Source organism: Stenotrophomonas sp. 22LJNL06-5-1 (assembly GCF_056861455.1).
In genome coordinates, this window is the sequence record NZ_JBSPUE010000002.1 from 507,890 (window position 1) to 520,414 (window position 12,525).

Below are 12,525 nucleotides of genomic sequence, written 5' to 3' on the forward strand. Positions count from 1 at the left end.
TGCAAGGAGATTTCCCATGACCCCACGTACCCTGGCCACCGCGCTGGCCCTGCTGCTGGCCGGCACCGCCGCTTCCACCACCGTGTCCGCGCACGAACGCGTTCCCTCCGGCCAGCAGGTCGGCACCAGCCCCTGGGGGCCGAAGGACGAGATCGGTCGCCTCAACCTGATCACCGAGGCCTCGCGTGCGGCGATCCTGTCGCGGGTCAGCGGCGGCAAGGCCTATGACCTGGCCACCGAATACTACGTCGGCATGCCCAGCTGGCAGGATGCCGGCGACCCGCACTACCAGTTCTGGATGACCCACACCCCGCGCGGCACGGTGATGGATGATCCGATGGGCGTGGGCGAAACCATGAACCTCACCCGCAGCTACACCGGCACCGCGTTCTCGATGTACAGCCACACCGGCACCCACATCGATGCGCTGAACCACTTCGGCATCCATGGAAAGATCTGGAACGGCTTCGAGGCCGACAAGCACCTCGGCGACCGTGGCTGGAATGTCACCGGCATCGAGAAGTTCCCGCCGTTGATCGCGCGTGGCGTGCTGATCGACGTGGCCGCCGCCAAGGGCGTGGACATGCTGCCGGACAGCTACCGCGTCACCCGCCAGGACCTGAAGGATGCGCTGGCACGCCAGAAGGTGAAACTGCAGCAGGGCGACGTGGTGCTGATCCGCACCGGCCGCATGCGCCTGTTCGAACAGCCCAAGGCCTACATGGCCAACCCGCCGGGCATGGGCCTGGACGCGGCGCGCTTCCTGGTTGAGGACAGCGGCGCGATGATCGTCGGCGCCGACAACCTGAGCTTCGAGACCTTCCCCTCGGAGGTGTCCGACGACTACGTGCCGCTGCACACCTACCTGCTGGCCCAGCAGGGCGCGCCGATCATCGAGCTGGTGGCGCTGGACGAACTGGCCCGCGACAAGGTCTACGAGTTCGCTTTCATCGGCGGCCCGCTGAAGATCCGCGGTGGCGATGCCGCGCCGCTGCGCCCGGTGGCGTTGCCGGTCCGCCCCTAACCGGGGCCTGTGGGTGCCGACCTGGGTCGGCATTCCGTCCCATGCCGGGTGGGTGCCGACCTGGGTCGGCATTCCGTCCCATGCCGGGTGGGTGCCGACCTTGGTCGGCACCGCGCTTTACCGCTATCCACGCATGGCGTGGATCTACCAGGCTGCGGCATGGATTTGCCGGGGCTCTCTTCAGTAGATCCACGCCATGCGTGGATGCTTTACCCCTTCAGCAACCTGAAACCCGACCCTGCGATTTCATTAGTAATTCTACTCACAACGCGAGTAGCATGTCCGGTCTCAGCCCCTGATACCGGCCCGTCGATACTCGCGCCATGCCCGCCGTTTCCGCCCATTCCTGCCGCTTCCAGCCCACCCGGCGCCTCCCCTGGAGGACCGGCTGATGGGTGCCGTCGTCGCCCTCGACCGGCTGCTGGACGGGCGCCAGCTGTGGCGCGGCCCGGCCCGCCAGGGGCCGGCCAGCGACCACCTGGCCAGCGGCCACCCGGCACTGGACGCGCGCCTGCCCGGCGGTGGCTGGCCGGCCAGCGGGCTGTGCGAGGTACTGCAGGCGGCGCCAGGGGTGGGTGAGCTGGCGCTGGTCTGGCCGGCACTGGCCAAGCTGAGCCAGCGCGGCCGGCCGATCGTGCTGGTCGCCCCGCCCTATCGCCCGCATGCCCCGGCCTGGGCGGCCGCCGGGCTGGACCTGGCCCAGCTGCAGATCATCCACGCCGCACCAAAACAGGCGCTGTGGGCCACCGAACAATGCCTGCGTTCTGCGGCCTGTGCCGCGGTGCTGTGCTGGCCACACCAGGCCGACGACCGCGCCCTGCGTCGGCTGCAGGTGGCTGCCGACAGTGGCCAGTGCCTGGGCTTCGTGTTCCGCGAGGCGCAGGCGGCGCGTAATCCCTCTCCGGCCAGCCTGCGCCTGCAGCTCGACCACGGCCAGGTGCGGGTACTGAAGTGCCGTGGCGGCCTGCCGCCGGCGCAACCGTTGCCGCTGGCCATCGCCCACTGAGGCCGCGCCATGCACTGGGCCTGCCTGTTGTTGCCGCAGCTGGCGCTGGACAGCGTGCTGCGCCTGCAGCCGGATCCGCAGCGGCCACTGGTGCTGCTGCAGGGGCCAGCACAGCGTCGCGTACTGCGTGCGGTCAGCCCGTCGGCACGCGCAGCGGGGCTGCGCCCGGGCATGCTGCTGTCGGCTGCGCAGGTACTGGTGCAGGACATGCACCTGCACGACTACGACCCGGACGCCGAACAGCAGACCCGGCAGCTGCTGGCCAGCTGGGCCTACGCCTACAGCTCGCAGGTCAGCCTCGATTTTCCGCACGCGCTGGTCATGGAGATCGGCGCCAGCCGTGCCCTGTTCGGTGACTGGCTGACGATCGAAAAGCGCCTGCGCAACGAACTGCATGAGCTCGGTTTCCGCCATCGCCTGGTGGCCGCGCCCACCGCGCATGCCGCGCGCGTGCTGGCCAACGTCCACGACGGCCTTGGCATCGATGCGCAGCAGCTGCCAGCGGCACTGGCGCAGCTGCCGTTGCCACGCTGTGGCCTGCCCAGCGACGCGGTGACCGTGCTCGGCCGTTCCGGCCTGCGCACACTGGGTGCGGTGCTCGAACTCCCTCGCGACAGCCTGGCCCGGCGCTTCGCACCGGAGGTACTGCAGCAGCTGGATGCGCTGCGTGGGCTACCTACCGCGCCACTGCGCTACTACCAGCCACCGGACCGTTTCGATGCACGCATCGAATTCGAGTACGAGATCGAATCCAGCCAGGCCCTGCTGTTCCCGCTGCGCCGCCTGCTGCTGGACCTGGCCGCGTTCCTGTGTTCGCGCGATGGCGGCGTGCAGCGTTTCGACCTGCATTTCGAGCACGACCTGCTGCCGGCCAGCGTGCTGACCATCGGCCTGCTGGCGCCTGAACGCGATCCCGCGCTGCTGTTCGAGATCGCACGCAACCGCATGGAAGCCTTCGCCCTGCCCGCCGGCAGCCGTGCACTGCGCCTGCAGGCCGAGCAGCTGCCACCGTTCGTGCCCGCCGCGCGTGACCTGTTCGATACCCGGCCGGCGCAGGCGATGCCCTGGAACCAGCTGCGCGAGCGCCTGCGCGCGCGGCTGGGCGATGACGCCGTGCAGCCGCTGGCAGTGCAGGCCGACCATCGCCCCGAACGCGCCAGTGGCATCCAGCCACCGGCCAAGCCTCCGTCGTACTGGCCGCTGCGCCCCGGCTGGCTGCTGGGCACCCCGCAACCGCTGCGTGATCCACGGCTGCGCATCGTCACCGGACCGGAGCGGATCGAATCGGGCTGGTGGGACCAGGCCGACGCGCGCCGCGACTACTACGTGGTGGAAACCGCACACGGCCAGCGCGGCTGGGCTTTCCGTGACCGCAACGACCCGCATGCGCCGTGGATGCTGCACGGCTGGTTCGGCTGAGCCACCATGCACAGCGAACTGCCCGGCTACGCCGAACTGCACTGCCTGTCGGCCTTCAGTTTCCAGCGCGGTGCTTCGATCGCCGAAGAACTGTTCGCGCGCGCCGCCGGCCAGGGCTACCGCGCATTGGCGATCACCGACGAATGCTCGCTGGCCGGCATCGTGCGTGCCTGGCAGGCGGCGAAGACGCATGGCGTGGCGCTGATCGTCGGCGCCGAATTCCAGGTCGAGGACGGACCCAAGCTGGCCCTGCTGTGCACCGACCAGGCCGCCTATGCGGGGCTCTGCCAGTTGATCACCACCTGCCGGCGGCGCGCGGCCAAGGGCGAGTACCGCTGCCTGCGCGAGGACCTGCTCGGCCTGCCCGACGGCCTGCTGTGCCTGTGGCTGGACCGGCAACCGGCGGCCACCGATCTGGAACTGCTGCGCGCCGGCTTCGGCGATCGCCTGTGGCTGGCGGTGGAACTGCACCACGAACACGACGACGCACGCCGCCTGCAGCAGCTGCAGGCGTTCGGTGAACGCCATCGCCTGCCGCTGGTCGCCAGTGGCGATGTGCACATGCACGTGCGACGCCGTCGCGCCCTGCAGGACACGCTGACCGCGATCCGCCACCGTTGCAGCGTGGCCGAAGCCGGCTGGCGCCTGTTTCCCAACGGCGAGCGCCACCTGCGCCCGCGCACCGCACTGGCCCAGCTGTATCCCGCCGAACTGCTGGCCGAGACCCTGCACATCGCCGAGCGCTGCCATTTCACCCTGGAGCAGCTGCAGTACACCTATCCGCGCGAGCTGGTGCCGGAGGGCCACGATCCGGACAGCTGGCTGCGCGTGCTGGTCGAGCGCGGCATCCCGTGGCGCTGGAAAGGCGGCATCGAACCAGCGCAGCGCACGCAGATCGAACACGAACTGGCGCTGATCCGGCAGAAGAACTACGCCTCCTACTTCCTCACCGTGCAGGACATCGTGCGCTTCGCGCGCAGCCAGGACATCCTCTGCCAGGGCCGCGGCTCGGCGGCCAACTCCGCGGTGTGCTTCGTGCTGGGCGTAACCGAGATCGACCCGGCACGCAGCAACCTGCTGTTCGAGCGCTTCATCTCCGCTGAGCGCGATGAACCACCGGATATCGACATCGATTTCGAGCACGAGCGCCGCGAAGAAGTACTGCAGTACGTGTTCAAGCGCTATGGCCGCGAACGCGCCGCCTTGACTGCGGTGGCAATCAGTTACCGTGGCCGCAGCGCGATCCGCGATGTGGCCCGTGCACTCGGCCTGCCGATGGACCAGATCAACGAACTGGGCGCGGCAATGGACCACTGGGGCGGGCACGTACCACTGCCGGAGACCCTGCGCGAGCGCGGCTTCGATCCGGAAACACCGCTGATGCGGCGGTTGCTGGCGCTGACCGCCGAGTTGATCGACTTCCCGCGCCACCTGTCGCAGCACCCGGGCGGTTTCGTGATCTCCGAGCACCCGCTATCGACGCTGGTACCGGTGGAAAACGCGGCGATGGCCGATCGCACCGTCATCCAATGGGACAAGGACGATCTCGATGCCACCGGCCTGATGAAGGTCGACTGCCTGGCGCTGGGCATGCTCACCGCCATCCGCAAGTGCCTGGCCATGCTGCAGCAACATGGCCTGCACAGCGGGCGCATGGATGCGATCCCCGACGAGGACACCCCGACCTACGACATGATCAGCGCCGCCGATACCATCGGCGTGTTCCAGATCGAGTCGCGCGCACAGATGGCGATGCTGCCCCGCATGCAGCCGCGCAATTTCTACGATCTGGTGATCGAAGTCGCGATCGTGCGCCCCGGCCCGATCCAGGGCGACATGGTGCACCCCTACCTGGAGCGACGCCGGCTGCTGCGCGAACAGGGTCCAGAGGCGTTGGACAACCTGGAGGAGCCACTGTACCCGCCGCAGCTGGAGCGCGTGTTCGCGCGCACCCTGGGCGTGCCGCTGTTCCAGGAACAGGTGATGCAGCTGGCGGTGGATGCAGCCGGCTACACCCCCGGCGAGGCCGATGCCCTGCGCCGTTCGATGGCGGCCTGGAAGCGCCGCGGCGGTCTGGAGCCGCACCGCGAGAAGCTGCTGTCCGGCATGCTGAGAAACAACTTCAGCCGCGAATACGGCGAGCATCTGTTCGAGCAGATCAAGGGATTCGGCGATTACGGCTTCCCGGAAAGCCATGCTGCCAGTTTCGCCCTGCTGACCTATGCCAGCTGCTGGCTGAAGTGCCATCACCCGGCCGCGTTCACCGCCAGCCTGATCAACAGCCAGCCACTGGGCTTCTACAGCCCCGACCAGCTCCTTCAGGACGCGCGCCGGCACGGCATCCGCGTGCTGCCGGTGGACGTGCGCCACAGCGACTGGGACTGCACGCTGGATTACAGCAAGGGCGCGGCGGCGATCCGGCTCGGCCTGCGCCTGGTCGATGGCTGCAACGAAGCGGCCGTTCAGGCCATCATGCGCGAACGTGCGCGGCGCCCGTTCGACGATGTGGGTGACCTGTGCCAGCGCACCGCTCTGGACCGCCGCCAACAGGGCCTGCTGGCCGATGCCGGTGCACTGCGTGGGCTCAGCGGCCATCGCCATCGTGCACGCTGGGATATCTCTGGCGTGGAAAACCGGCTGCCACTGTTCGACCAGGCCCGTGCCACCGCCGAAGCCCGCGTGCCGTTGCCCCTGCCCAGCGTCTGGGAGGACATGCAGGCCGATTACCGCAGCACCGGCACCACCCTCGGCCGCCACCCGATCTCGTTCCTGCGCGTGCAGCTGCGCAGCCGCGGCTGTCTGGACGCTGCACAACTGGCCGGGCATGGCCATGGCCGTCGCGTGCGCATCGCCGGCCTGGTGCGCATGCGCCAGCGCCCGCAGACCGCCAGTGGGGTCACCTTCCTCACCCTTGAAGACGAGACCGGCATGGTCAACGCCGTGGTCTGGCGGCACCTGGCAGATCGCCAGCACCGGGTGCTGGTCGATACCCAGCTGATGCAGATCGATGGCCGCCTGGAACGCGTCGATGGCGTGCAGCACGTCATCGTGCAGCGCATGCACTGCCTGGATGAACTGCTGCAGGGACTGCGCAGCCACAGTCGCGATTTCCACTGACGATACACAACGTCACACAACGAACTGGCCATTGCCGGTCCGCATCCGCTATCGTCGGCAGATCCAAGGAAGGACGACCCGATGTCCCGTGCGCTGCTGCTGACCACCCTGGTGGTCTCGACCCTCGCCCTGCTTGTTTCCGGCTGGACCGCCTGGAGCCTGCATCGCAGCCAATCGCCACAGCGCATCATCGAGGCACGCGGGCTGGTCATCCACGATGCAAGCGGCCAGCCGCGGGTGATCCTCGGCGCACCGGTTCCCGATCCGCTCAGCCAGGGCCGCACCCAGGGGCCGCGCGCCACCGCCCTGTCCGGCCTGATCCTGCTCGGCCCGGATGGCACCGAACGCGGCGGTTACGCTACCAGCGACCGTGGTGGCGAAGCCCTGCTCACCCTCGACGATGCCACCGGCACCACGGAAGTATTCAAGGTCGTCGCCAACCCGGACCGCGGCGCCAGCCTGATGGTCAAGCACCAGAACAACACCGGCGCCATGCTCACCTCCTGGCAGGGCAAGCCAGAGCTGATGTTCGTCGATGACAGCGGCCAGTCCTACTACGTGCGCCCCGGCGCCACTGCCGCGCCCTGATCTGCTTCTGTAGCGTCGAGCCATGCTCGACTGCATCTACCAACAGCAGCCGAGCATGGCTCGGCTCTACAAAGGCGAAGCAAAGTCGAGCATGGCTCAACGCTACAGACCGCACACCGCCGCCAGGTCATCGGCCAGCTGCCGCAGTTGCGCCGGCCCCAGTGCCGCGCAGGTGATGCGCAGGCCATGCCCCGGTGCAGCCACCGCGAACACCTCGCCTGCACGCACATGCCATCCGCGCGAAGCCAGCGCCAGCACCTGCGGATGGCTGTCGGCCTGCAACGGCAGCCACAGGTTCAACCCCTCCATCGGCTGCGGCGTCGGCATGCCACGCGCCCGCAGCAGCTCCTGCAGCGACTGCAGGCGCTGCTGGTAACGCTCACCTGCCGAGGCGATCTTCGCCCGCTGCGTTGCCGACGCCAGCACCGAGGTCGCCGCATCCTGCAGCAGGTGACTGACCCAGCCGGTACCGGACGCCAATCGCAGCCGCAACCGCATCGCGGTTTCTTCATCGCAGGCCAGCCAGGCCAGCCGCAGGTCCGGGCCGAGCGGTTTGGACAACGAACGCAGCAACGCCCAGCGCCGGCCATCCAGCGGCAGCACCGAGTGATAGGCCTGCTGCGAAAGCAGCGCGTAATGGTCGTCGACCAGCACCGCCACCTGCGGGTAGGCCGCCAGCAACTGCCGCAACGCCCGCGCCCGCTTCGCATCCAGACTGGCCCCGGTCGGGTTGTGTGCCCGCGGCGTCAGCAACACCGCACGTGCGCCGGCCTCCAGTGCCTGCCGCAGCGACTCGACCTGCATGCCATGCGCGTCCACCGCCACCGGCAACGGCGCGTGGCCCACGGCATTGAGCACGTTGAGGCTGCCGAGGAAGCACGGGTCCTCCACCGCGATGCGATCCCCCGGCAGCAGCCACGCCGCCAGCAGGCGCTCGATGCCATCGACCGCGCCATGGGTCAGCTCCAGCGCATAGCCCTCCGGGCAGTCCGCATCCAGCGAGGCGCGCGCCAGCGCCTGCAATCTCGGGTCGACCGTGCCCACGCCATACAGCCGTGGTGCAGCCGGGACCAGGCGCAGGTTCGGCAGCAGGCGCGGATCCGGGTTGCCACCGGCCAGATCCTGCAGGGCAAGCCCGGGCGTACTGCCCTCGCGCGCCAGCGTCGGCGGCAGGCCACGCACCACCGTGCCGCGGCGACCGGCCGTACTGGCCAGGCCCGCCGCGTCCAGGCGCTTGTAGGCAGCGGCCACGGTGTTGCGGTTCACCCCCAGCTGCTCGGCCAGTTCACGCACCGGCGGCAGCACGCTGCCGGCCGGCAGGCGGCCCTTGCCAATGCCGTCGCGGATGCTGTCGAAGATCGACTCGGCGCTATGCCCGGTGATTTTCATTTTGTCCTATGCCAAAATATCTCTTGTCCTGTGCCAGTGTATCCCACCCTGGCCGCCCTGCATTGGAGGTGCCCGCATGCCCCTTGCCGCTGCCGACTGGCCCGTTGCCCAGTCCGTAGAACAGATCGCCGCCAACCTGGTCACGGTGCGCCAACGCATCGCCGATGCCTGCGCCCGCGTCGGCCGGGACCCGGCCAGCGTGCGCCTGCTGCCGGTCAGCAAGACCGTCGATGACGCCCGCATCCGCATGGCGGTGGCCGCAGGCTGCCACGAACTGGGCGAGAACAAGGTGCAGGAAGCGCAGCGCAAGGCCGAAACGATGGCCGACCTGGGCGTGCACTGGTCGGTGATCGGCCATCTGCAGACCAACAAGGCGCGCTACGTGGCGCGCTTTGCCAGCGAGTTCCAGGCACTGGACAGCCTGCGCGTGGCCGAGGCCCTGCAGCAGCGCCTGCAACTGGAAGAGCGCACGCTGGATGTGTTCGTGCAGGTCAACACCTCGGCCGAACCCAGCAAGTACGGACTGGAACCCGACGCGGTCGAGGCCTTCGTGCAGCAGCTGCCCGCGTTCGATCGCCTGCGCGTGCGCGGCCTGATGACCCTGGCCATCTTCACCCCCGACGTCGAGCGCGTGCGCGCCTGCTTCGTGCGCCTGCGCGAACTGCGCGACCAGCTGCAACGCACCGCCCCGCCCGGCCTGGACCTGTCGCAGCTGTCGATGGGCATGTCCGGTGATTTCGAAGTGGCCATCGAGGAAGGTGCCACCGTGGTCCGCGTCGGCCAGGCCATTTTCGGCGCCCGCGCCACCCCGGACAGCTTCTACTGGCCGAACAGCGGAGCCCCGGCATGAAGCACGCGGTTGTCCTGCAACACGTTGGCTTTGAAGACCTTGGCACCCTGCAGCCACTGCTGTTGGCGCAAGGCTGGCAGCTGCAGCTGCTGCAGGCCGGCGTCGATGTGCTCGATCCGGCCGAAACCGCCGACCTGCTGGTCGTGCTGGGCGGTCCCATCAGTGCCAATGACACAGGGACCTATCCCTTCGTCAACGACAGCATCACCCTGCTGCAGCGCCGGCTGCAGCAGCAGCGGCCGACCCTCGGCATCTGCCTGGGTGCACAGCTGATGGCGCGGGCACTCGGTGCCAGCGTTGCTCCCAGTGGCGGCAAGGAAATCGGCTTTGCGCCACTGCTGCTGACCGATGAAGGCCAGCGTTCGCCGCTGCAGTCCCTGCAGGGCATTCCGGTACTGCATTGGCATGGTGAGACGTTCGAACTTCCGGCCGGTGCACGCCGCCTGGCCAGTACGCCGGCCTGCCGTCACCAGGCGTTCGCCATCGGCAGCCACGCACTGGCCCTGCAATGCCATCCGGAACTGGACGCCCGCCAGTTCGAGCGCTGGCTGATCGGCCACACGCTGGAGCTGGCCCAGGCCGGCATCGATCCCAACGAACTGCGTGCGCAGGCGCGTCGCTATGGCGCACCGCTGGCTGCGGCCGCCACCGCGATGTTCGACCATTGGCTGCAGGACCTGCCGGAGACACCGCAATGAACTACCGATTGCAGATCCACCGCGATGGCGCCCACTGGGGCCACTTCGACTGCAGCGGCCCCGATGCCCTGCAACGCATGGACGCCATTGCCGCACAGCTGCCTGCCGATCAGGGCTTCCAGTTGAAGCGGCAGAAAGGTGTCGGCGAAGAGCGCATCCTGTCCAGCAATGCCGATGGCCTGCGGGTACTGGCCTCGCAGGTCCAGTACCGCGACATCTGACGATCGTCACGGTAGTGCCGGCCGCAGGCCGGCATCCGGATCTGCCGGCCAGCGGCCGGCACTACCCGACGGTATTCCGGCATGCCAATCTTCCACCATGCTGACCCTGCAACGCGGCAACCACCACGGACTGCTCATCGCCCCGCGCTGGCCCTCCACCCGCATCCAACTGGAAGAAGAGGTACTGCAACGCCTGCTCGACGCGCAGGCAATGCTGCCTGCCGGGCTGCGCCTGCTGCTTACCCGTGGCTTCGAACCCAGCCACAGCCGCCTCGGTGGTTTCCGCCGCGCGGTGCGATGGCTCGGTATTGCAGTATTCCGCACCTGCTATCCACAGCGCCGCGATGAGATCGATGCCATCTTCGGTGCCAACGGCCACGACATCGATGGCCGTCATATCGATGTTTCACTGGTACTGCACGGCAAGCGGCTGCGGCTGCTGCCCCTGGGCGTGTTCACCCCACCACGCTGGCAGGATCGTCGCGTCGCCCACCATGCCGAAGCGGTCACGCGGGTGAAGCGCAGCCTGCAGCACTGCGGCTTCGAGCTGCATCACAACGCCACCGAAGCCCTGCAGATCCACTGCGACTATCGCCCGCGCTGACGCCGCGGTGACCCATGCGTGCTGTGCCTTGCGCCATAGATGCAAATGATTCTCTTTTGCTGTAAGGTGCAGCCGCTGCCCTTGCCGCCGCGGGCTGTTCCCTTTCCCAGTTGTCGCCCGCCCCGTGTCCACGCCTGTCGAACCGACGGATGTCGCGCAGCTGTGCGCGGCCCATTACCGGCCGCTGCACGCCCATGTCCGCCGCAAACTCCCGCAACGCAGCGACGCCGATGACGTCGTCCAGGAAACCTGGCTGCGTGTCGTCAAAGTCGCCGCCAGTGGCCTGCTGAGCAATGGCCGCGCCTATCTGTACCGCGTCGCCCACAACCTGATCGCGGATCACTACCGGCAGCGCCAGCGCCGTCGCGAAGAGGTACTGGATGACACGCAGTTGCAGGCCATCGCCGATCCTGCACCACTGCCCGAGCAGCGACTGCTCGACGCCGAACAGCTGCGCCACCTCGACGCGATCATCGCCGCGCTGCCACCACGCTCGCGCCAGGTGTTCCTGCTGGCGCGGGTTGAACAATTGGCGCTGGCCGAGATCGGGCGCCAGCTCGGCATCAGCCGGCAGACCGCGCACGGCCATCTGCTGCGCGCCCTCGTCGCCCTGCAGCAGGTGCCCGGCGCATGAGCCAGGACGCGATCGCGCGCGAAGCCGCACGCTGGTGGCTGGACGGGCACGACGGTGACCGCGACGAGAATGCGTTCGACCAGTGGTACCAGGCCGACCCCCGCCATGCCGCGCAGTACCAGCATCTGCAGCACCTGTGGCAGGCAGGCGCGACGCTGCCCAGCCTGCAGCGGCAACAGCAGCGCAGGCAACGCCGTCGCCTGCGCGAAGCTGGCATTGCGGTTCTGTTGCTGTGCGTGCTGGGTCTCTACAGCCGCCATGCCTCGCCGCCGGTGGCGCAGGTACTGCGTACGGCCGCTGGCGAGATCCGCGAGGAGACCCTTGCGGATGGCTCGCATGTCCTGCTGTCACCCGGCAGTGAAGTGAAGGTGCGCATCGATGGGCAGCGCCGCCAGCTCCAGCTGCAGCGTGGCCAGGCCTGGTTCCAGGTCGCCGCCGATGCCGACCGGCCCTTCCAGGTACACACCCCACAGGGCACCGTTACTGCACTGGGGACCGCATTCGATCTTGCCGTGCAGGGCAACAGCAGCGTGGTCACCGTTACCGAGCATCGCGTGCGCGTGGACAGCGGCAACGTCAGCATGCTGGCCAACGACGGCGAGCAGCTGCGCTTCGATGGGCAGGCAACAACCCATGCAACAACCGCCGCACCCGGAACACTGGCCTGGCGCGAGCGGCGCCTGCACTGGGTCTCGGCCCCGCTGGCCGACGTCACGCAGGGCCTGGACCGCTGGCACGGTGGGCACACGTGGGTCGTCGGCGAGCAGCTGCGCCAGCAGCCGGTCACCCTGCTTGGCAGTGCCGACGGTGCAGCCAGCAACCGCGACCAGTTGGCCACTCAGTTGCAGGTGCGCGTGCTGCGCCTCGGCGCCGGCATACAGGTGTGGCTGCCGCCACGCAGGGAACAGCGTGATGGACCCTGACATCCGGCCTGCGGCTGCGTCTACCCAGGATGACGACGCTCTGCGTCAGCCC

Annotated in this window: 12 protein-coding genes; 11 read left to right on the plus strand and 1 reads right to left on the minus strand. The window is 68.6% G+C overall.

From position 1 onward, the window contains the following. Nucleotides 1–16: 16 nt before the first annotated feature. The 5 genes from AC13GF_RS07920 to AC13GF_RS07940 all read left to right on the plus strand — a co-directional run bounded on the left by AC13GF_RS07920 (nucleotide 17) and on the right by AC13GF_RS07940 (nucleotide 7,154). The gene (locus AC13GF_RS07920; protein ID WP_005410050.1) at nucleotides 17–1,024 is read left to right on the plus strand and encodes a cyclase family protein; all 1,008 of its coding nucleotides are present in this window, start codon (nucleotides 17–19) and stop codon (nucleotides 1,022–1,024) included. Between the two features lie 391 nt (nucleotides 1,025–1,415). Next, the gene (gene imuA / locus AC13GF_RS07925) at nucleotides 1,416–2,030 is read left to right on the plus strand and encodes a translesion DNA synthesis-associated protein ImuA (protein ID WP_483004235.1); all 615 of its coding nucleotides are present in this window, start codon (nucleotides 1,416–1,418) and stop codon (nucleotides 2,028–2,030) included. A 9-nt stretch (nucleotides 2,031–2,039) separates the two neighbouring features. Beyond that, the gene (locus tag AC13GF_RS07930; RefSeq protein ID WP_483004236.1) at nucleotides 2,040–3,449 is read left to right on the plus strand and encodes a Y-family DNA polymerase; all 1,410 of its coding nucleotides are present in this window, start codon (nucleotides 2,040–2,042) and stop codon (nucleotides 3,447–3,449) included. A gap of 6 nt (nucleotides 3,450–3,455) precedes the next feature. Then, the gene (locus AC13GF_RS07935) at nucleotides 3,456–6,566 is read left to right on the plus strand and encodes an error-prone DNA polymerase (RefSeq protein WP_483004237.1); all 3,111 of its coding nucleotides are present in this window, start codon (nucleotides 3,456–3,458) and stop codon (nucleotides 6,564–6,566) included. An 81-nt stretch (nucleotides 6,567–6,647) separates the two neighbouring features. Continuing rightward, nucleotides 6,648–7,154 carry a hypothetical protein gene (locus AC13GF_RS07940; protein ID WP_483004238.1) on the plus strand — a complete coding sequence of 169 codons (507 nt, stop codon included), beginning with the start codon at nucleotides 6,648–6,650 and terminating at the stop codon, nucleotides 7,152–7,154. Nucleotides 7,155–7,256: 102 nt separating this feature from the next. Here the strand turns inward: AC13GF_RS07940 and ptsJ are convergent, their stop codons facing one another. Further along, nucleotides 7,257–8,543: a MocR-like B6 salvage transcription factor PtsJ gene (gene ptsJ, locus AC13GF_RS07945; RefSeq protein WP_483004239.1), complete on the minus strand. Its 1,287-nt coding sequence runs from the start codon at nucleotides 8,541–8,543 to the stop codon at nucleotides 7,257–7,259. 76 nt (nucleotides 8,544–8,619) lie between these two features. Here ptsJ and AC13GF_RS07950 point away from each other — a divergent pair, with 76 nt between their 5' ends. The 6 genes from AC13GF_RS07950 (at nucleotide 8,620) to AC13GF_RS07975 (ending at nucleotide 12,473) form a co-directional block, all read left to right on the plus strand. Beyond that, the gene (locus AC13GF_RS07950) at nucleotides 8,620–9,393 is read left to right on the plus strand and encodes a YggS family pyridoxal phosphate-dependent enzyme (protein WP_483004240.1); all 774 of its coding nucleotides are present in this window, start codon (nucleotides 8,620–8,622) and stop codon (nucleotides 9,391–9,393) included. After that, nucleotides 9,390–10,091 (plus strand): glutamine amidotransferase, encoded by a 702-nt coding sequence (locus tag AC13GF_RS07955; protein WP_483004241.1) that lies wholly within the window; start codon nucleotides 9,390–9,392, stop codon nucleotides 10,089–10,091. The genes AC13GF_RS07950 and AC13GF_RS07955 overlap by 4 nt, the downstream gene beginning before the upstream one ends. After that, nucleotides 10,088–10,312 carry a hypothetical protein gene (locus AC13GF_RS07960; protein ID WP_483004242.1) on the plus strand — a complete coding sequence of 75 codons (225 nt, stop codon included), beginning with the start codon at nucleotides 10,088–10,090 and terminating at the stop codon, nucleotides 10,310–10,312. The genes AC13GF_RS07955 and AC13GF_RS07960 overlap by 4 nt, the downstream gene beginning before the upstream one ends. Nucleotides 10,313–10,409: 97 nt before the next feature. After that, entirely contained in the window at nucleotides 10,410–10,916 is a 507-nt protein-coding gene (locus AC13GF_RS07965) for a hypothetical protein (RefSeq protein ID WP_483004243.1), read from the plus strand. A 124-nt stretch (nucleotides 10,917–11,040) separates the two neighbouring features. Beyond that, nucleotides 11,041–11,550 carry an RNA polymerase sigma factor gene (locus AC13GF_RS07970; protein ID WP_033833924.1) on the plus strand — a complete coding sequence of 170 codons (510 nt, stop codon included), beginning with the start codon at nucleotides 11,041–11,043 and terminating at the stop codon, nucleotides 11,548–11,550. Next, nucleotides 11,547–12,473, plus strand: coding sequence for a FecR family protein (locus AC13GF_RS07975; protein WP_483004244.1), 927 nt, complete (start codon nucleotides 11,547–11,549; stop codon nucleotides 12,471–12,473). The genes AC13GF_RS07970 and AC13GF_RS07975 overlap by 4 nt, the downstream gene beginning before the upstream one ends. Nucleotides 12,474–12,525: the final 52 nt, after the last annotated feature.

Excerpts from the sequence above, each read along its gene's own strand:
- AC13GF_RS07920 (WP_005410050.1), top strand. The coding sequence starts at position 17 with ATGACCCCACGTACCCTGGCCACCGCGCTGGCCCTGCTGCTGGCCGGC.
- imuA (WP_483004235.1), top strand. The coding sequence starts at position 1,416 with ATGGGTGCCGTCGTCGCCCTCGACCGGCTGCTGGACGGGCGCCAGCTG.
- AC13GF_RS07930 (WP_483004236.1), top strand. The coding sequence starts at position 2,040 with ATGCACTGGGCCTGCCTGTTGTTGCCGCAGCTGGCGCTGGACAGCGTG.
- AC13GF_RS07935 (WP_483004237.1), top strand. The coding sequence starts at position 3,456 with ATGCACAGCGAACTGCCCGGCTACGCCGAACTGCACTGCCTGTCGGCC.
- AC13GF_RS07940 (WP_483004238.1), top strand. The coding sequence starts at position 6,648 with ATGTCCCGTGCGCTGCTGCTGACCACCCTGGTGGTCTCGACCCTCGCC.
- ptsJ (WP_483004239.1), bottom strand. The coding sequence starts at position 8,543 with ATGAAAATCACCGGGCATAGCGCCGAGTCGATCTTCGACAGCATCCGC.
- AC13GF_RS07950 (WP_483004240.1), top strand. The coding sequence starts at position 8,620 with ATGCCCCTTGCCGCTGCCGACTGGCCCGTTGCCCAGTCCGTAGAACAG.
- AC13GF_RS07955 (WP_483004241.1), top strand. The coding sequence starts at position 9,390 with ATGAAGCACGCGGTTGTCCTGCAACACGTTGGCTTTGAAGACCTTGGC.
- AC13GF_RS07960 (WP_483004242.1), top strand. The coding sequence starts at position 10,088 with ATGAACTACCGATTGCAGATCCACCGCGATGGCGCCCACTGGGGCCAC.
- AC13GF_RS07965 (WP_483004243.1), top strand. The coding sequence starts at position 10,410 with ATGCTGACCCTGCAACGCGGCAACCACCACGGACTGCTCATCGCCCCG.
- AC13GF_RS07975 (WP_483004244.1), top strand. The coding sequence starts at position 11,547 with ATGAGCCAGGACGCGATCGCGCGCGAAGCCGCACGCTGGTGGCTGGAC.